Annotated in this window: 16 protein-coding genes and 1 riboswitch; of the genes, 4 read left to right on the forward strand and 12 right to left on the reverse strand. The window is 72.2% G+C overall.

Features of this window, described 5'->3' with window-relative positions:
• Positions 1-84 precede the first annotated feature (84 nt).
• Together GC092_RS03435 and GC092_RS03440 are read left to right on the forward strand one after the other, a co-directional pair.
• A complete protein-coding gene (locus GC092_RS03435; protein ID WP_324014106.1) occupies positions 85-966 on the forward strand; it encodes a bifunctional methylenetetrahydrofolate dehydrogenase/methenyltetrahydrofolate cyclohydrolase in 882 nt (293 codons plus the stop codon).
• A 133-nt stretch (positions 967-1,099) separates the two neighbouring features.
• Positions 1,100-2,680: an AMP-binding protein gene (locus GC092_RS03440; protein WP_324014107.1), complete on the forward strand. Its 1,581-nt coding sequence runs from the start codon at positions 1,100-1,102 to the stop codon at positions 2,678-2,680.
• Between the two features lie 3 nt (positions 2,681-2,683).
• Here the strand turns inward: GC092_RS03440 and GC092_RS03445 are convergent, their stop codons facing one another.
• The 3 genes from GC092_RS03445 to GC092_RS03455 all read right to left on the reverse strand — a co-directional run bounded on the left by GC092_RS03445 (position 2,684) and on the right by GC092_RS03455 (position 4,989).
• Positions 2,684-3,124 (reverse strand): hypothetical protein, encoded by a 441-nt coding sequence (locus tag GC092_RS03445; protein WP_282979444.1) that lies wholly within the window; start codon positions 3,122-3,124, stop codon positions 2,684-2,686.
• Positions 3,125-3,156: 32 nt separating this feature from the next.
• Entirely contained in the window at positions 3,157-3,336 is a 180-nt protein-coding gene (locus tag GC092_RS03450; RefSeq protein ID WP_324014108.1) for a hypothetical protein, read from the reverse strand.
• A gap of 204 nt (positions 3,337-3,540) precedes the next feature.
• Complete coding sequence (locus GC092_RS03455) at positions 3,541-4,989, reverse strand: helix-turn-helix domain-containing protein (protein ID WP_416383290.1); 1,449 nt, start codon at positions 4,987-4,989, stop codon at positions 3,541-3,543.
• A 121-nt stretch (positions 4,990-5,110) separates the two neighbouring features.
• On the opposite strand from GC092_RS03455, the gene GC092_RS03460 reads away from it, so the two are divergent.
• On the forward strand, positions 5,111-6,967 hold the full coding sequence (locus tag GC092_RS03460) for a phosphoenolpyruvate carboxykinase (GTP) (protein ID WP_324014110.1): 1,857 nt from the start codon (positions 5,111-5,113) through the stop codon (positions 6,965-6,967).
• A 105-nt stretch (positions 6,968-7,072) separates the two neighbouring features.
• Here GC092_RS03460 and GC092_RS03465 read toward each other — a convergent pair whose 3' ends face one another.
• The 9 genes from GC092_RS03465 to GC092_RS03505 form a co-directional block, all read right to left on the reverse strand.
• Positions 7,073-8,146 (reverse strand): winged helix DNA-binding domain-containing protein, encoded by a 1,074-nt coding sequence (locus GC092_RS03465; RefSeq protein ID WP_324014111.1) that lies wholly within the window; start codon positions 8,144-8,146, stop codon positions 7,073-7,075.
• A gap of 43 nt (positions 8,147-8,189) precedes the next feature.
• Complete coding sequence (locus GC092_RS03470) at positions 8,190-10,247, reverse strand: ABC transporter ATP-binding protein (RefSeq protein WP_324014112.1); 2,058 nt, start codon at positions 10,245-10,247, stop codon at positions 8,190-8,192.
• A gap of 76 nt (positions 10,248-10,323) precedes the next feature.
• Complete coding sequence (locus tag GC092_RS03475) at positions 10,324-11,754, reverse strand: MFS transporter (protein WP_324014113.1); 1,431 nt, start codon at positions 11,752-11,754, stop codon at positions 10,324-10,326.
• 236 nt (positions 11,755-11,990) lie between these two features.
• Entirely contained in the window at positions 11,991-12,341 is a 351-nt protein-coding gene (locus GC092_RS03480) for a Fe-S protein (RefSeq protein WP_324014114.1), read from the reverse strand.
• 47 nt (positions 12,342-12,388) lie between these two features.
• Positions 12,389-12,862, reverse strand: coding sequence for a 6,7-dimethyl-8-ribityllumazine synthase (ribH, locus tag GC092_RS03485; RefSeq protein WP_324014115.1), 474 nt, complete (start codon positions 12,860-12,862; stop codon positions 12,389-12,391).
• Positions 12,859-14,145, reverse strand: coding sequence for a GTP cyclohydrolase II (gene ribA / locus GC092_RS03490; RefSeq protein ID WP_271173605.1), 1,287 nt, complete (start codon positions 14,143-14,145; stop codon positions 12,859-12,861). The genes ribH and ribA overlap by 4 nt, the downstream gene beginning before the upstream one ends.
• Entirely contained in the window at positions 14,142-14,897 is a 756-nt protein-coding gene (locus GC092_RS03495; RefSeq protein ID WP_282979435.1) for a riboflavin synthase, read from the reverse strand. Before GC092_RS03495 ends, ribA begins: the two co-directional genes overlap by 4 nt.
• Before the next feature lies 1 nt (position 14,898).
• Complete coding sequence (gene ribD, locus GC092_RS03500) at positions 14,899-15,933, reverse strand: bifunctional diaminohydroxyphosphoribosylaminopyrimidine deaminase/5-amino-6-(5-phosphoribosylamino)uracil reductase RibD (protein ID WP_282979434.1); 1,035 nt, start codon at positions 15,931-15,933, stop codon at positions 14,899-14,901.
• A gap of 55 nt (positions 15,934-15,988) precedes the next feature.
• A riboswitch (FMN riboswitch) is annotated at positions 15,989-16,135 on the reverse strand.
• Positions 16,136-16,197: 62 nt separating this feature from the next.
• Positions 16,198-17,061, reverse strand: a complete 864-nt coding sequence (locus GC092_RS03505) for an Fpg/Nei family DNA glycosylase (RefSeq protein ID WP_324014116.1) — start codon at positions 17,059-17,061, stop codon at positions 16,198-16,200.
• A gap of 126 nt (positions 17,062-17,187) precedes the next feature.
• Here GC092_RS03505 and GC092_RS03510 point away from each other — a divergent pair, with 126 nt between their 5' ends.
• Positions 17,188-17,649, forward strand: coding sequence for a GNAT family N-acetyltransferase (locus GC092_RS03510; RefSeq protein ID WP_324014117.1), 462 nt, complete (start codon positions 17,188-17,190; stop codon positions 17,647-17,649).
• Positions 17,650-17,809 lie beyond the last annotated feature (160 nt).

A 17,809-nucleotide genomic window follows, 5' to 3' on the forward strand; every position in this document is an offset into this window, starting at 1 on the left:
AAGCCAGCGCTCCCCGCGCTGGCTTCGACGACGGGCACTAGTCTCGACGGGTTCTGACCCACGAACGAGGGAAGACGAAGACGGATGACCGCACAGATTCTCGACGGCAAGGCGGCCGCGGCCGCGATCAAGGCGGAGCTCGCGGAGCGGGTCGCCGCCCTCGCGGCGAAGGGCGTCACGCCCGGCATCGCGACCGTACTCGTCGGCGCCGACCCCGCGTCGCAGCTGTACGTCGGCATGAAGCACAAGCAGTCGGTGGCGATCGGGATGAACTCGATCCAGCGCGAGCTGCCGGCTGACGCGACCCAGGCCGACGTCGAGGCGCTGATCGACGAGCTCAACGCCGATCCGACGTGCCACGGCTACATCGTGCAGCTGCCGCTGCCCAAGCACATCGACACGGACGCCGTGCTCGAGCGCATCGACCCCGCGAAGGACGCCGACGGCCTGCACCCGACGAACCTCGGCCGTCTCGTGCTCAACGTGAACGCGCCGATCGCCACCCCGCTGCCGTGCACGCCCCGCGGCGTCATCGAGCTGCTCGTGCGCAACGGGTACGACCTGAACGGCAAGCACGTCGTGGTCGTCGGCCGCGGCGTGACGATCGGCCGCCCCATGGGGCTCCTGCTCACGCGGCGCGACGTCAACGCGACGGTCACCCAGGTGCACACGGGCACGCCCGACATGGCGCCGTACCTGCGCGAGGCCGACGTCATCGTCGCGGGCGCCGGCGTCAAGCACCTCATCCGCGCGGAGGACGTCAAGCCCGGTGCGGCCGTGCTCGACGTGGGCGTCACACGCGAGACCGACCCCGAGACCGGGAAGCAGCGGGTCTTCGGAGACGTGCACCCCGACGTCGCCGAGGTCGCGGGTTTCCTGTCGCCGAACCCCGGCGGCGTGGGCCCGATGACCGTGGCGCTGCTCATGACGAACGTCGTCGAGGCGGCCGAGCGCTCCCTCGCCTGAGTCGCGTCCGCCGACACGAACCCCGGTCCGCTCTCGTCGGGCCGGGGTTCTTCGTGAGAGACTCCCCGCATCCGGTCGACGGCGACCGGAGGGGCCGTCGGAGGGGCGGCCCTGAAGGGGACGAGAGGCCATCATGCACGCTCCGGAGCCCGAGCTCACCATTCCCGACGCACCCGTCTACGACCTCCTGTTCGCGGACCTCCGCGACGAGGAGCGCGCCCTCGTCGCCTTCATCGACGGCCGGACGGGCGACACCCTGACTTACGGAGCGCTCGTCGACGCGATCGACGCCTTCGCGGGTGCGCTCGCCGCGCGCGGCATCGGCCCCGGAGACGTGGTCTCGCTGCACGCGGTCAACACCCCGGCCTTCGCGATCGCCTTCCACGGGATCCTCCGCGCCGGCGCGACGGCGACCACGGTCAACGCGCTCTTCACGCCGGGCGAGATCGAGAAGCAGCTGCGGATGGCCAGGGCCGTCGCGCACGTGACGGTCTCGCCGCTCGCGCCCGGCTCGGTGCCCGCGGCGCAGGCGACGGGCATCCCGGCCGAGCGCATCGTCGTCCTCGACGGGTGGGACGCCTTCCCGACCCTCCGCGACCTGCTGGCCGAGGGCCATCCCGCCCCCGACGTGACACCGGAGGCGCGGAGCCAGGTCGCCGTGATCCCGTTCTCGTCGGGCACGACGGGCCTGCCCAAGGGGGTCATGCTCTCGCACCGCAACCTCGTCGCGAACGTGCAGCAGTGTGTCGCGCGACTGCACGTGTCGCCGCAGGAGCGCCTGCTCGCGGTGCTCCCGTTCTTCCACATCTACGGGATGACCGTGCTCCTGAACCTCGCGCTGCGCGCGCGTGCGACGCTCGTCACGATGCCGAGGTTCGATCTCGAGGAGTTCCTGCGCGTCCTGCAGGACCACCGCGTCTCCTACGCCTTCATCGCCCCGCCGATCGCGGTCGCCCTCGCGAAGCACCCGCTCGTCGACCAGTACGACCTGACCGCCCTGCGCACGGTCTTCTCGGGAGCCGCGCCCCTCGACGAGCGACTCGGCCGTGCGGTCGCCGACCGTCTCGGCGTCGAGGTGCTGCAGGGCTACGGCATGACCGAGCTCAGCCCCGTCTCGCACGCCATGGTGCGCGGCGCGAGCGACGGCGTCCCGCTGTCGTCGATCGGGCCGGCCGTGCCGGGCACCGAGGCGCAGATCGTCGACATCGAGACGCACGCGGTGATCGAGGTGCCGGAGGAGGGGCGCTCGCGCTCGGGCGAGCTGTGGGTGCGCGGGCCGCAGGTGATGCTCGGGTACCTCGACAACCCGCAGGCGACGGCCGAATGCCTCACCGAGGACGGATGGCTGCGCACGGGCGACATCGCCGCATACGACGCGAGCGGGGCCGTGTTCATCGTCGATCGGCTCAAGGAGCTCATCAAGCACAAGGGCTACCAGGTGGCACCCGCGGAGCTCGAGGCGCTCCTGCTTGCGAGCGACCGCGTCGCGGATGCGGCGGTCGTGGGCGAGCCGCTCGAGGACGGCGACGAGGCGCCCGTGGCCTTCGTCGTCCCGCAGGGCGAGCCCGACGCCGACGCCGTGCTCGCCGAGCTCAACGGCCAGGTCGCGCCCTACAAGAAGCTGCGCCGGGTCGAGTTCGTCGACGCCATCCCGAAGTCCGCATCGGGCAAGATCCTCCGCAAGGACCTCAAGGCCCGTCTGACGGGGGAGTGAGGGTCATCCGCGGCGCTTGATGCGCGCCCGGGCGTCGTCGAGCATCCGCGTCGCCCGGCGCTCGAAGCGGTCGTCGATGAGGTCGTAGACGACCCACGCGACGAGCAGGTAGAGCGGCGGGAGGACGTAGCCCCAGAACCAGCCGCGCACGTCGACGTCCGACAGGGCGACCACGAGCATCCAGATGACCAGCTGCACGAGGAACGTCGCGAGGTACTGGACGAGCTTCTCGCCGATGCGCGCCCGCCGCGCGAGCGAGGACGCGGCGCCGCGGAAGATCCGTGCGAGGAGCGGCTTGAGCCAGATCGTCGCGAGCGCGAGCACGAGGGCCGCCCACCACGCGGCCCAGCCGACGGAGACGAACGGGACGAGCCATCCGACGACCGCGAGCACGAGCACGTCGAAGAGGTAGAGGCAGACGAGCCGGATGAACCACGCTTTCATGGCCTCAGCCTGCCACGCCGGCCGCTCGCCGGCTACGAGGCGGATGGCTCGCCCGCGAGGCGCAGCGTGCTCACCGACACGGTCGACTCCGTGCCGAGGAAGACGAGCGTGCCCGCGGCGATGCGCAGGGCGCTGTACGCGGGGTCGACGAGCCCGGTGCGGCGCGATGCGCTCGGGGGGTGCGAGGGCGAGGGGATGGCGGTGGCCGGCATGACGGCTCCTCGGGTCGGCGGCTGGTACTGCTCCAGCTTCCGCCCGGCGGGGCGTCGCGCACATCCCGCTGGGGGATGAACCCGGGTCATCCCAGGGTCCTCCTCCGGGATGACCCCGTCCAGGTTCTGCATGTCTCACACGGGGTGTGAAAGGGGCCGCCGAAACCACGGCGAGTGAGACATGCAGAAGGGGGGCGGGGGAGGTCAGTGCTCGCTGTGGCGGTCGAGGAACTCGTAGACCTCGAGGTCGTCGACGCCCGGGAAGGCGCCGCGGGGCAGCGGCGAGAAGATGTGCGTGTGGACGCGCGCGCTCGGCCACGCCTTGCCGCGCCACGGCGACTCCGCGACGCTCGGCGGGCGCCGGCAGCACGACTCGTCGGGGCAGCTCGACGACGCCCGGACCTGCGTCTCGCGACCGCGCCACCACTTCGCGTCGTCGAACGGGACGCCGACGGTGATCGAGAACTCGCCCGAGCTGCGCGAGCCCGTCTGCGTCGCGCACCAGAACGTCCCGGCCGGGGTGTCGGTGTACTGGTAGTGCTCGGTCGTGCGGTTCTGCTGCTCGAAGGCGTTGCGCGCCGCGAACTTGCGGCACACGATCTGGCCCTCGATCGCACCGGTCACATCCTCGGGCAGCGGCAGGCCGTCGTTCTCGTACACGCGCTCCACCTGGCCCTGGCTCCCCACCCTGAGGAAGTGCAGCCGCATGCCGAAGTGGGTCGTGAGCAGGTTCGTCATCCGCATGCCCGCCGCCTCGTGCGTCACGCCGAACGCGTCGCGGAAGTCCTCGACGGCGAGATTGCGGTCCTTGCGCGCCTGCTCGAGGAACGCCACCGCGGCGGTCTGCGGGATGAGGCAGCACGCGGCGTAGTAGTTGATCTCGAGCCGCTGCTGGAGGAAGTCGGCGTAGTCGGTGGGCCGCTCGTGCCCGAGCAGCCGGTGAGCCATCGCCTGCAGAGCCATTGAGCGGAGACCGTGGCCGCCGGGGATCGACGCCGGCGGCAGGTAGATGCGGCCGTTCTCGAGGTCGGTGATCGAGCGCGTCGACGAGGGCAGGTCGTTCACGTAGATGAGCTCGAAGCCGAGCTGCTCGGCCATGATGCTCACCGTGCGGTGCTTGAGGGCGCCCGACGTGTGGCCGGCCGCGCGGAGCTGGCGCTCGGCGAGCTCCTCGATCTCGGGCAGGTAGTTGTTGGCCGCACGCTGCCGCAGGCGCAGCTCGGTGTTGGCGCGCCGCGCCTCCTCCGGGGTGGCGATCGCCTCGTTCTCACGGCGCTGCAGCTCGCGGTGCAGGCCGATGATCGACTCGATGGTCTCGTCGCTGAGACCCTTGGTCACCTTGATCGGCGGGACGCCGAGCTGGCGGAACACCTGGCTCGACTGCGCCCGCTCGAGCTCGATCTCGAGGGCGGCCCTGCGGTTCGGCGGCTCTCCTGAGATGAGGTCGGTGACGTTCGTGTCCACGGCGTCGGCGATGGCCTGCAGCAGTGACAGCTTCGGCTCGCGCTTGCCGTTCTCGATGAGGCTCAGCTGGCTTCCGGCGACCCCGACGAGCGCGCCGAGCTCATCGAGCGTCAGCCCCCGCTGCACGCGGTGATGGCGGATGCGGTGGCCGAGGGTCTTGAGCTCGAGGCCGGTCTTCTGGTCGCTCATCGGAGGCATTCCTTGATGATAGCTAAAGATCCCTCATTCTTTCGACTTCGGATGGCCGAAAAGAGCGGCAGAACCGAGAGAACCTGGCATAGCGACCACGTCTCACCCACAAGGAGCTCTGATGGCAATCGCCGAACCCCTCGCCCCTCACACGACGGACGCCCTCGCCGGCTTCGGCGCACGGCCCGCCTACGACGGCGCCGGCATGCGCGAGCTCGCCGCGTGGGTCGACGAGATCGCCCGTCTCACCCAGCCCGATCGCATCCACTGGGTCTCGGGCTCCGCGGAGGAGAACGCCGCGCTCATCGCCGACATGGTGGCCTCCGGCACGCTCATCCCGCTCGACGCCGAGAAGCGCCCGAACTCGTTCCTCGCGCGATCGCACCCCGGCGACGTCGCGCGCCTCGAGTCGCGCACGTACATCTGCTCGGAGCGCGAGGAGGACGCCGGCCCCACGAACAACTGGGCCGACCCCGCGCAGATGCGCGAGACCCTGAATCCGCTGTTCCGCGGCTCCATGCGCGGCCGCACGATGTTCGTCGTGCCGTTCTCGATGGGCAAGGTCGGCGGTCCGATCTCGCAGATCGGCGTGCAGGTCACCGACAGCCCGTACGCGGTCGCGTCGATCGAGATCATGACCCGCGTCGGCGACGACGTCACGCGCCTCATCGCCGAGGGCGCCGACTGGGTGCGCACGGTGCACACCGTCGGAGCCCCGCTCGAGCCGGGCGAGGCCGACGTCGCGTGGCCGTGCAACGACGAGAAGTACATCGTGCACTTCCCCGACACGCTCGAGGTCTGGTCGTTCGGCTCGGGCTACGGCGGCAACGCCATCCTCGCGAAGAAGTGCTTCGCGCTCCGGATCGCCTCGGTGCTCGGGCGCGACCAGGGCTGGATGGCCGAGCACATGCTGCTCATCCGCGTCATCGACCCCGCCGGCCGCGCGTACCACGTCGCCGCGGCGTTCCCATCGGCCTGCGGCAAGACGAACCTCGCGATGCTGCGCCCCACCATCCCCGGATGGAGGGTCGAGACCCTCGGCGACGACATCACGTGGATCCGCCCCGGCGCCGACGGCCGGTTCCACGCGATCAACCCCGAGGCCGGGTTCTTCGGGGTCGCACCCGGCACGGGCGCGTCGACGAACGTCACCGCGGTCGAGACGCTGTGGGGCAACGTGCTCTTCACGAACGTCGCGCTGACCGACGACGGCGACGTCTGGTGGGAGGGCCTCACGGACGACACGCCCGCGCACCTCATCGACTGGCAGGGTCAGGACTGGACTCCCGACGCGGGCCGCCCGGCCGCCCACCCGAACTCGCGCTTCACCGTGGCCGCCGATCAGGCGCCGTCGATCGCGGACGACTGGGAGGAGGCGGTGCCGCTCGATGCCATCCTCTTCGGGGGCCGTCGCGCGACGAACGTCCCGCTCGTCGTCGAGGCGTTCGACTGGGAGCACGGCGTCTTCCTCGGGTCGACGATCTCGTCGGAGCGCACCGCGGCGGCCGAGGGCACCGTGGGCGAGCTGCGCCGCGACCCGTTCGCGATGATGCCCTTCTGCGGGTACAACATGGCCGACTACTTCGGTCACTGGCTCGAGATGGGCGGCAGGGCCGAGCAGCTCCCGCGGATCTTCCAGGTCAACTGGTTCCGCAAGGGCGCTGACGGCCGCTTCCTCTGGCCCGGGTTCGGCGAGAACTCGCGCGTGATCGACTGGATCATCCGCCGTCTGCAGGGTGAGGTCGAGGCGGTGCCGTCCGCCATCGGCCTGCTGCCGGTCGTCGCCGACCTCGACCTCGATGGCATCGATGTGCCCGCAGCCGACCTCGAGGAGCTCTTCGAGGTCGACCCGACGTCGTGGCTCGCCGAGGCGGCGCTCACCGAGGAGTTCTACGACACGTTCGGCGACCGCGTCCCGACCGCTCTGCGGGCGCAGCTCGCGGCTCTTCGCGAGCGTCTCGAGTCCGCGAAGGCCTGATCCGCACAGACGGCCTTCCGCCGCGTCCACCCGGACCGCACGCCGGGTGACGCACCCCAGCGGCCCGCCCCCTTCCGATCCGGGGCGGGCCGCTTCATGCTCGGCTCACGCGCGCAGGATGGCCATGGCCCGGTCGACCGCGGTGCGCGCGTCGGATGCGTCGATCGGAGCATCGGCGAAGAGCTCGATCTGCGCGTCGCCCGTCGCCCGCTGCGCCATCGCGGGCGGCTTCCACACGCCGACGATCTGGCCGTCGTGCACGATGAGGGGCCGCACCATGCCGTTGGCGCCGGGACCTGCGGCCGCGAGCGCATCGGGGGATGCGGTCACGGTGCGGTCGGCGTAGGCGATGTAGAACTCCTCGAACGTCGGCAGCGCGAACGTCCGCGCGGCGTCGGGAGCGGTGCGCGGCGGCGCGGGAGACGCGTAGAGCGGCTCGTCGGCGTCCCCGACGACCCTCACCCGATCCGCCGCAGCGGCAGCGGCCGCGCGTGCCGTGGTGAGCGGGAGCCCGGCCCACCAGGCGAAGTCGCGCGCCGTGGCCGGTCCGTGCCCCGCGATGTAGCGCGCGAAGAACTCGGCGAGCGGGTCGGCGGGCGACGCGGACTCGCGGATCCACTCCTCGGCGAGGACGAGGTGCTGCTCGCGGGGCTCGGCCCCGTCACGATGGACGACGGGGCCCCAGACGAGGACGCCGTGGAGCGCGAGCGTCACGATGAGGTGGTAGCCGCGCTGCCCGGCCGTCGAGATGCCGCCCGACTCCCAGACCGCGGCGATCTCCGCGCGGGTCAGGCGGCCGCCGCCGCGCAGGGCGCCCACGGCGAGCTTCTCGGCGCGCGCGATGTCGTCGTCGGCGATGCCCAGGTCGCGCAGCCGCTTCGCGTCGGCCTGCAGCATCCGCGCGGCGGTGACCGACAGCATCCAGCCGAGGTCCTCGGCCGCGACGGTGTGCAGCGTGCCGCGCTGCGTCCACGCCCGCACGGTTGCCCCGCGGTCGTAGGCGCGGTCGACGGCCGACACCCCTGTGCTGCGCGTCCGCGCGGCGAGAGCCAGCCGGCCGCCCCAGAAGTCCTGGGACTGGGTGGCGGTCAGATGGCGGGCGGCGTCGACGGGTGTGCGCGCGGGAGCGACGAGCCGGTGGTGGCGCAGGCGCGCTCGCCGCAGGGCGGGGAGATCCATGCCGCCCATCCTGCCCGTGGCCGCCGACATCGGGGAAGGCGATTCACACGAGCAGCTGGTGCTTCGCGAGATCGCGGTAGAGCGGCACGCTCGCGACGAGCTCCGAGTGCGTGCCCTGGCCGATCACCCGGCCGCGATCGAGCACGATGATGCGGTCGCTGTCGACGACGGTCGAGAGGCGGTGCGCGATCACGATGAGCGTGCGCCCCTCGGCGACCGCGTCGATCGCCTCGCGCATCCTCTGCTCGTTGACGCCGTCGAGGGACGACGTCGACTCGTCGAGGAGCAGGATGGGCGGAGCCGCGAGCAGCGCGCGGGCGATCGCGAGCCGCTGGCGCTCGCCTCCGGACAGCATGACGCCGTCCTCGCCCACCGGGGTGTCGATCCCGAGCGGGCTGCGGTCGACGATCTCGCCGAGGTTCACGGCGCGCAGCACGCGGTCGCAGTCGGCGTCGCTCGCGTCGGGCGAGGCGAGGCGGAGGTTGTCGGCGAGCGTGCCGGCGAGCGTCGGCGCGTCCTGCTCGACGTATCCGAAGTGCGCCCGCAGCTCGGCGCGGGGCAGGTCGCGGATGTCGACGCCGTCGAGGAGGACCGCGCCGCCCGTCGGGTCGTAGAAGCGCTCGATGAGCGAGAGGATGGTCGACTTGCCCGCGCCGGATGGGCCGACGAGCGCCACGCGCGCGCCGTGCGGCACCTCGAAGGAGACGCCGCGGAGCACCTCGCGGTCGGCCTCGCTCGGCGCCTGCGCCGCCTCCTCGTCGAGCGCCCCCGTCTCGAGGTGCGCGCGCTCGATCGCCCGCTGCGCCTCGCGCGCCGCCTCCTCGCGTGCCGCGACCGCGGCCGCGGGGTAGGCGAAGCGCACGTCGCGGAAGGCGATCGCCGGCGCCGCGCCATCCGCTGCCGTCGCGCCCTCGCCATCCGCTGCCGTCGCGCCCGTGCCATCCGCTGCCGTCGCGCCCGTGCCATCCGCTGCAGGAGAATCCGCCCGCTGCAGGAGGATTCCCGCGGAGGGGTCCTGCTCTCGCGCATCCGTCCTGCCGCCGCGCGGGGTCGCCGGCGCGGCGTCGGCGCGGACGCGGTCGTCGGCGTCCTCGGTGGGGAGGTCGAGGACCTCCTGGATGCGCCCGAGCGCGCCGAGCGCCTGGCCGACGCTCGCGATGGCCCCGAACGCCGAGGCGAGGGGCATGATGAGGAGGAAGAGGAACATCACGAACGTGACGAGGCTCGCGATCGTGAGCGCTCCCGATGCGACGCGCATGCCGCCGACGCCGAGCACGACGAGCAGTGAGACCTGCATCGCGATGCCCGCGACCGGGACGACGAGCGCAGACGCCTTCGCGACGCGGATGCCGGCGTGGTACGCGGCGGTCGCCATCGCGCCGACCGACTCCTGCTCGCGGTCGGTCGCTCCCGCCGCGCGGATGGTGCGGATGGATCCGATCACGCGCTCGACGCCGCTCGAGAGCTCGCCCACGCGCTCCTGCTGCGCGGCCGATGCGGCGCGGATGCGACCGGACAGGAGCCCGACGGCCGCACCGGAGACGCCGATGACGCCGACGATCGTCAGCAGCAGCACGGGGTCGATGAAGAGCATCGCCACGAGCGCGCCGACGAACAGGAGGGCGTTGCCCACGCTGTCGGCGAGGCCCTGGGTGAGGACGGCGTAGAGCAGCGTCGTGTCGGTGCCGACGCGCGAGACGAGGTCGCCGGTGCGCCGCGCGTCGAACTCGCTCACCGGGAGGTGGAGGATGCGCGCGATGAGGCGGCGCCGGCTCGAGTGGACGACCGCGGTGCCCGTGCGCTGCAGGAGGTAGTGCTGGTACGCGCCCACGGCGCTCGAGGCGAGGACGAGGAGGACGAGAGCCCACAGCAGCCACCCGAGAGGTGAGCTGGCCTGGACGCGGTCGATCACCTGCCCGATGAGGAGCGGCTGGACGAGCGTCGCGACCGCCTCGACGATGCTCAGCACCGCGACGACGACGAGCACGCCGCGGTGCTCCAGGAGGAAGGGCAGCAGCTGCCGGAACGACGCGCGCGGTCCTTCCTCTGCACGCGGTCGCGCGAAGAGCGAGCGTCGTGCGCGCGGGGCGGTCTGGCTCACGGGGTCTCCTTCCGAGGTGCGCGGGGGATCGCCGAGCGCACCTCAGCCAGCCTAGGCAACCGCCCCGCGCATCGGCTCAGCGTCGGGAGGCCGCTGCGACCGCCGCGTCGTCGTCGAGGTCGACGTCCTTCGTCTCCTTGCCGATGAGGAGCGCGACGAGCGTGAGCACGCCGGCCGCGGCGAGGTACACGCCGACGAGCCAGGGGTTGCCGCCGCCGAGGGCCCACAGACCCAGCGCGATCGAGGGCGCCACGGCGGCGCCGAGGATCGACGCGACGTTGTACGACACGGCCGAGCCGGTGTACCGCACGTTGGTCGGGAACAGCTCGGGAAGCAGCGCGCCCATGGGCCCGAACGTCATCCCCATGAGGAGGAAGCCGAAGATGAGGAACGCCTGCACGAGCGCGCCTGTGAACTTCTCCTGGCCCTGCGGCAGGAGGAAGACGACGAAGAGCAGCCCGAACACGATGATCGCGGTCGTGACCCAGATGAGGAGGCGGCGGCGTCCGACCGAGTCGGCGAGCGGTCCCGAGAGCAGCGTGCAGAGGCCGAAGAACACGACGCCGATGATCTGCATGAGCACGAAGTCGACGTACGTGAACCCGAGCCCGGGCACGAAGGTCGCGGGGTCGACGCCCTCGGGGGCGGTCACCGGGCGGGTGCCGTACGCGAGCGTGAAGCTCGTCATGAGGTAGAAGAGCACGTACGTCGCGAGCATGTAGAAGGTGCCCAGGATGAGCGGGCGCCAGTGCGTGCGGACGGTCGCGCCGAGCGGGAACTTCTGGATCGCGCCGGTCTTCTCCGCCTTCGTGAACGAGTCCGACTCGACGAGCTTGAGGCGGACCCAAAGGCCGATGATCACCATGACCGCGGAGAAGAGGAACGGGATGCGCCAGCCCCACGCGAGGAACGCCTCCGATGCGAGGCCGCCCTCGCCGGGCAGGGCGAAGTTGATCACGAGGAAGAGGGTGTTCGCGATGATGAAGCCGATCGGCGCGCCGAGCTGGGGGAACGTCCCGTAGAGGGCGCGCTTGCCGGCGGGCGCGTTCTCGGTCGCCACGAGCGCGGCGCCCGACCACTCGCCGCCCAGCGCGAAGCCCTGCGCGAGCCGCAGGATGAGCAGGAGGAGCGCTGCCCACGCGCCGATGAGCTGGTACGTCGGCAGCAGGCCGATGAGGAAGGTCGCGATGCCCATCGTGAGCAGCGATGCGACGAGGGTCGCCTTGCGTCCGAACCGGTCGCCGAAGTGGCCGAAGACGATCGCCCCGACCGGGCGCGCGAGCATCGCGGCGCCGAAGGTCGCGAACGACGCGAGCAGCGCCGTGGTCTCGTTGCCCGTCGGGAAGAAGAGAGCAGGGAAGACGAGGACGGCCGCCGTCGCGTAGGCGTAGAAGTCGTAGAACTCGATCGTCGTGCCGACGAGGCTCGCGGTGATGACGCGGCCGCGCGTGTTCGCGGGCGTGGTGGCGGCGGGGGCGTCGGGGCTCTGTGCTGCGGTGGATGTCATGGAGATGCCTGTCCGGAGGGAAGACGGCGGCGCGGAGGGCGCTCGCCGGGGAGACGGCGTCGGCGTCGTCGCCAGCCGGATGGCCGTCTCGACGCGCGGACGCGATCGTCAAGTCTACGCGCCCTCAGCAATACGGAGACCGCGACGGCCCCTCGCGCGAAAGGTGCGCAGAGGGGCCGTCGTGCGTGCCGGAGCCGGTGGGCGGAATGCTCAGCGGCCCGATGGCTCGGATGCGGTCACCAGATGACCGCGATCGTCGCGTTCGCGAGCGTGAGGATGCCGACCATCCAGAACAGCGCGGGCGGCGTCTGCGCGCCGCGCTTCTGCCGTGCGGAGAGGATGCCGAGGAGCGCGCCGATCACGAGGAGCACGACGAGCTTGACGCCGATCTTGGCGTAGTTCAGGTCGCCGTCCACGCCCCACGGGGCGGCCAGAGCGAGACCCGCGAGACCGGCGATCGCGAGCCCCCAGTGCATGAGCCGCGTGACGTGCGTCCGCCGGTTCGCGACCTCGACGAGCCACGAGCCGAAGAGCGTCGCGAAGCCGACGAGGTGGATGACGATGACGATGCTGCGCAGGATCTCCATGAGCACACCCTACGGGTTTTCTACGATATGTAGAAGGAAGGTCGCCCTCAGCCGCGGAGCGTGCGCAGCGTGAGCGCCGTGCGCAGCGCCGCGTCGGCCGCCTCTGCGCCCTTGTCCTCCTTCGAGCCGGGCAGGCCCGCGCGGTCGAGGCCCTGCTGCTCATCGTCCAGGGTGAGCACGCCGAAGCCGACCGGCTTGCCGGTGTCGAGCGCGACGCGCGTGAGGCCATCCGTCGCGGCGTTCGAGACGAAGTCGAAGTGGGGCGTTCCTCCGCGGATGATGACGCCGAGCGCGACGACCGCGTCCGCGCCCGCCTCGAGCGCCGCCTTCGCGACGACCGGGAGCTCGAACGAGCCCGCCACGCGCACGAGCGTCGACTCGGCGCCCGCCGCGTCGAGGGTGCGCTGCGCCCCTGCGATGAGCCCGTCGGTGATCTCGTCGTGCCACGTGCCCGCGACGATCGTCACGCGCAGGCCATCCGCCGCGATGCCGCCCTTCTCGGGTGCTCCCTTGCCGCTCACTTCTCTGCTCCTTCGTGCATCTGGGCGACCGCCGCGGCGAGCGCCTCCTCGCCGATCACGTGACCCATCCGGTCGCGCTTCGTCTCGAGGTACTGGTGGTTGTTGGGTCCGACGCCGACGATCAGCGGCACCTGCTCGACGACCTCGAGCCCGAGGGCGCGCAGCTGGCTGACCTTGTCGGTGTTGTTCGTGAGGAGGCGGATGCGCTCGACGCCGAGATCGGCGAGGATGCCCGCGGCCGCCGCGTAGTCGCGCGCGTCGGCGGGGAGTCCGAGCGCCGTGTTGGCGTCGACGGTGTCGAGGCCGCGCTCCTGCAGCGCGTAGGCGCGCAGCTTGTTGATGAGGCCGATGCCGCGCCCTTCGTGCCCGCGCATGTAGATGACCACGCCGCCGTCCTGCTCGATCGCGTCGAGCGCGGCGTCGAGCTGGGGGCCGCACTCGCACTTGAGCGAGCCGAACGCCTCGCCCGTGAGGCACTCCGAGTGCACGCGCACGAGCGGCGCGTCGTCGGTGAGGTCGCCCTTGACGACCGCGAGGTGGTCGGTGCCCGTGATCCGGTCCTTGTATGCGAGGAAGCGGAAGACGCCGTGCGAGGTCGGGACGGTGGAGTCCGCGCGCAGGCTCACCTGGCGGCGGAACGGCGTGACGGGCTCCGCCGACGGGTCGTTCTCCTCGAGGTAGGCGATGAGCTGCTCGATCGTGACGACAGGGAGCCCCTCGCGCTGTCCGAGCTCGATGAGACCGGGGAGGCGCATCATGTCGCCGTCCTCCGCCACGACCTCGCCGATCACGCCGACGGGTGCGAGGCCCGCGAGGCGCATGAGGTCGACCGCGGCCTCGGTGTGGCCCGAGCGCTCGCGGACGCCGCCGGGCACGGCGCGCAGGGGCAGAATGTGGCCGGGGCGGATGATGCTCGTCGGCGTCGACTCGGGGTCGGCGAGAACGTTGACCGTGCGGGCGCGATCGTGCGCGCTGATGCCCGTGGTGACGCCCTCGGCCGCGTCGACGCTCACCGTGTACGCGGTCGACCGCGCGTCCTCGTTCACGGCCACCATGGGCGCGAGGTCGAGGCGGTCGGCCCAGTCCTGGGGCATGGGGGCGCACAGGAAGCCCGAGGAGTACCGCACGGTCCAGGCGATCCACTCGGGTGTCGCGAGCTGCGCCGAGAGGATGACGTCGCCCTCGTTCTCGCGGTTCTCGTCGTCGGCCACGAGGACGGGGCGGCCCGCCCGGAGCGCCTCGAGCGCCTCGGGGATGGTCGACAGCTGGCTGGCAAGGCTCATCGCGAGCCTCCTTCGGGGGTGGAGCGGAGGATGACGAAGTCGGCGGGCGGAACGTCGTACGTCGCGAAGGACGACTCGTGACCCGTCCCGGCCTCGCGCTGGGCGGTCGCGACGGCCGCGCGGACGGGCGCGGGGGTCGCCTGCTGCGCGCCGAAGGACAGCAGCCGCTGCACGTGGCGCGCGAGGATGTCGGTCTCGAGGTTGACGGCGTCGCCGATGCGGCGCTCGCCGAGGGTCGTCGCCTCGAGCGTCTCGGGGATGAGCGACACCTCGAACCACGGCGTCGGCTCATGGGCGGGGCTGACGGCGCTCACGGTGAGCGAGACGCCGTCGACCGCGATCGAGCCCTTGTCGACGACGAGGGGCGCGAGCTCGGCGGGGAGCGCGATGCGCACGACGCGCCACTGCTCGCCGGGCCGGACGTCGACGACGGTTCCCGTGCCGTCGATGTGCCCCTGCACGATGTGGCCGCCGAGCCGGCCGCCCGAGGCCGTCGCCCGCTCGAGGTTGACGGGGGTGCCCGTCCGCGCCGCGTCGAGCGTCGACATGTCGAGCGTCTGCTTCATGACGTCTGCCGTGAAGCCCTCGTCCGTCCAGTCCACGACCGTGAGGCACACGCCGCTCACCGCGATCGAGTCGCCGTGGTGCACGTCCTCGATCACGCGCGGGGCGTGGAGCGTGAGGCGCACGCCGTCGCCGGAGGGCTCGATCGCCGTGATGCGGCCGATCTCCTCGATGATGCCGGTGAACATGTCAGATGCCTCCTTCGGGGGCTTCGGGGGCCGGGCGGGCCACGACGAGGAGGTCGGAGCCGAGGCGGTCGACCTGCTCGACGGCGAGGCGCCGCTGCCGGGAGATGGTGGGGACGCCGATCTCGCCGAGCGCGAGCCGCGGACCGCCGAGGAGGGTCGGCGCGAGATAGACGAGGACGCGGTCGGCGAGTCCCGCAGCGAGGAACGCGCTCGCGAGCGTCGGCCCGCCCTCGACGAACACGCGGTGGAGCCCGCGCTCGTGGAGGTCGTCGAGAACGGCGCGCAGATCGCGCGTGCGGTAGTGGATCGCCTCATGCGGATGGCGGCGGATGGCCGCTCCGTCGGGGATGTCGGCGGTGCCGATCACGACGGGGACGGGCTGCGCGGGGTGCAGGGCGTCGCCGTCGCGGGCCGTGAGAGCAGGGTCGTCGGCGAGCAAGGTGCCCGACCCGACGACGATCGCATCGGCCTGCGCCCGCCGGACATGGACATCCGCTCGCGCCTCGGCTCCCGTGATCCACTGGCTCGTGCCGTCGGCCGCGGCCGCGCGGCCGTCGAGGCTCTGAGCCCACTTGATCGTGACGTGGGGGCGGCCGAGCCGTCGCGCCGTCAGCCACGAGTCGAGAAGCGCATGGGCCTCGGGCGCCATGAGGCCGCTCTCGACGCTCACGCCCGCAGCGCGGAGGCGATCGCCGCCTCCGCTCTCGACATCGCCCGGGTCGTCCAGTGCGTACACGACGCGCGCGACGCCCGCGGCGATGAGGGCCTCCGAGCAGGGGCCCGTGCGGCCGGTGTGGTTGCACGGCTCGAGCGTCACGACCGCCGTCGCGCCGCGGGCCGCGCCCGGGGCGAGGTGCGAGAGCGCGTCGACCTCGGCATGCGCGGTCCCGGCCCCATGGTGCCAGCCCTCGGCGATCACATCGCCGTCGGGGGAGAGGATGACCGCGCCGACCTGCGGGTTCCGGCTGCGCGGCCCGCGGCGCGCGAGCTCGAGCGCGCGGGCCATCGCCCGCCGCTCCGCGTCGCTGAACGCCATCCGAACCTCCTGCAGGCACCCCGGGGTTCGCGAACGGCGCCCTCGACGGGCGACGTCACGTGCTGCCTCTCATCCGGACTCGCAGGCTGCGCCTGCATCACCGTCGGTTCCGGAATCCCACCGGATCGGCCCCCGCCATCAGGACGGGGGTTCGCGGACTGTCACCGCCGGTTCGGATTCTCACCGACCCCGGAGCACGTTCTGTGCACTCAGCATAATCAACCGCGAGCGTGCGCCGTTATTCCCGGCGGCGTATGCGTCGCCCTATTTCAGCAGGCGCGACAGCCGGCGGTCGGCGAGGACCTTGCCGCCCGTCTGGCACGTCGGGCAGTACTGGAAGTCGGTGTCGGCGAAGAAGACGCTGCGGATGGTGTCTCCGCAGACCGGGCAGGCCTCGCCCGATCGCGCGTGCACGGCCATCCCGCGCCGCTTCGCGTCCTTGAGATCGGCCGGCGGCTTGCCCGAGGCCGTCGCGACGGCCTCGGCGAGGGTCGCGCGGAGCGCGTCGTAGAGGCGGTCGACCTCGGCGTCGTCGAGGTTCGCCGCGAGCGCGTAGGGCGACATCCGCGCGGCATGCAGGATCTCGTCGGAGTAGGCGTTCCCGATGCCCGCGATCACGGACTGGTCTCGCAGGAGCCCCTTGATCTGCGTGCGGCGCCCGCGCAGCAGCCCGGCGAGAGCGTCGCGGTCGAAGCCGTCGCCCAGCGGATCGGGGCCGAGGCGCGCGATGCCGGGCACGTCGCCGATCGCCCGGACGACGTACACCGCGAGCGACTTCTTCGTGCCGGCCTCGGTGAGGTCGAAGCCCGAGCCGTCGTCGAACCCGATCCGCAGGGCGATCGGCGAGCGGCCCGGCTTGATCACGGTCGCCGGCAGCGACTCGTGCCAGCGCAGCCATCCGGCCTTCGCGAGGTGGAAGACGAGGTGGAGACCGCCCTCGAGCTCGAGGTCGACGAACTTGCCGTGGCGCTGCGCGTCGCGCACGCGGGCGCCGACGATCGCGTCGATCGGAGGATCGTAGGTCTTGAGCGCCGCGATCGCGGCCACCTGGGCCTTGACGACAGCGCGCCCTGACGTGCGCTCGCGCAGATAGCGCACGAGCCCCTCCACCTCCGGCATCTCGGGCATGCCGCCATCCTCGCACCGCGCACGGACATCCGTCACGGGCTGGACAGGGCGACGCCGATGCGACACTGGATCCGTGATCGCCGACCTCGCGCTGCTGCCCGTCGTCCTCGAGTCCCGCCTGGGGAGGTGACGCTGCGCGCGGCCCGCGAGGAGGATCTCGACGCGCTCATGGCGCTGCTCGCGGACGACGAGGTGAGCGCCGCGCGCGGCGATGTCGCCTCCGAGGAGGACCGCCCCGCCTACGCCGCCGCGCTCGCGGCCATCCAGGCCGACCCCGCGAACGCGCTGCTCGTCGCGGAGGCCGCCGATGGCGCGCTCATCGGGACGCTCCAGCTCACCCGCATCCCGGGAATGGCCCGTCGCGGCGCGACCCGGCTGCTCGTCGAGGCCGTTCGCGTGCGCTCCTACCTGCGCTCATCGGGCGTCGGCTCGGCGATGATGCGGTGGGTTGTCGACGACGCGGCGCCGGCGCTCGGCTGCGCACTCGTGCAGCTGACCTCGGACTCCGCGCGCGTCGCGGCGCACCGCTTCTACGAGCGCCTCGGATTCGTCGCCTCGCACGTCGGCTTCAAGTACCGCGTCGTGTAGGGGCCCGGGCCGGGCGCGCTCGTCGCCCGGGACAGAGCGCAGGAGTTTCTGCGGGGCGGCAAGCAGCGGCCCCCGAGAACCCGCGCCTCGTCGGCGGCTGCGCGCGCGAAGTTCCTGCGTTGTGTCCCGCTCCCCGCGCCGACGCGTCGTGCACAGACGG

Origin of the sequence: Microbacterium sp. JZ37 (assembly GCF_035188445.1) — a bacterium.
GTDB classification, from domain to species: domain Bacteria; phylum Actinomycetota; class Actinomycetes; order Actinomycetales; family Microbacteriaceae; genus Microbacterium; species Microbacterium barkeri.

Excerpts from the sequence above, each read along its gene's own strand:
- GC092_RS03435 (WP_324014106.1), top strand. The coding sequence starts at position 85 with ATGACCGCACAGATTCTCGACGGCAAGGCGGCCGCGGCCGCGATCAAG.
- GC092_RS03440 (WP_324014107.1), top strand. The coding sequence starts at position 1,100 with ATGCACGCTCCGGAGCCCGAGCTCACCATTCCCGACGCACCCGTCTAC.
- GC092_RS03445 (WP_282979444.1), bottom strand. The coding sequence starts at position 3,124 with ATGAAAGCGTGGTTCATCCGGCTCGTCTGCCTCTACCTCTTCGACGTG.
- GC092_RS03450 (WP_324014108.1), bottom strand. The coding sequence starts at position 3,336 with ATGCCGGCCACCGCCATCCCCTCGCCCTCGCACCCCCCGAGCGCATCG.
- GC092_RS03455 (WP_416383290.1), bottom strand. The coding sequence starts at position 4,989 with ATGAGCGACCAGAAGACCGGCCTCGAGCTCAAGACCCTCGGCCACCGC.
- GC092_RS03460 (WP_324014110.1), top strand. The coding sequence starts at position 5,111 with ATGGCAATCGCCGAACCCCTCGCCCCTCACACGACGGACGCCCTCGCC.
- GC092_RS03465 (WP_324014111.1), bottom strand. The coding sequence starts at position 8,146 with ATGGATCTCCCCGCCCTGCGGCGAGCGCGCCTGCGCCACCACCGGCTC.
- GC092_RS03475 (WP_324014113.1), bottom strand. The coding sequence starts at position 11,754 with ATGACATCCACCGCAGCACAGAGCCCCGACGCCCCCGCCGCCACCACG.
- GC092_RS03480 (WP_324014114.1), bottom strand. The coding sequence starts at position 12,341 with ATGGAGATCCTGCGCAGCATCGTCATCGTCATCCACCTCGTCGGCTTC.
- ribA (WP_271173605.1), bottom strand. The coding sequence starts at position 14,145 with ATGAGCCTTGCCAGCCAGCTGTCGACCATCCCCGAGGCGCTCGAGGCG.
- GC092_RS03495 (WP_282979435.1), bottom strand. The coding sequence starts at position 14,897 with ATGTTCACCGGCATCATCGAGGAGATCGGCCGCATCACGGCGATCGAG.
- ribD (WP_282979434.1), bottom strand. The coding sequence starts at position 15,933 with ATGGCGTTCAGCGACGCGGAGCGGCGGGCGATGGCCCGCGCGCTCGAG.
- GC092_RS03505 (WP_324014116.1), bottom strand. The coding sequence starts at position 17,061 with ATGCCCGAGATGCCGGAGGTGGAGGGGCTCGTGCGCTATCTGCGCGAG.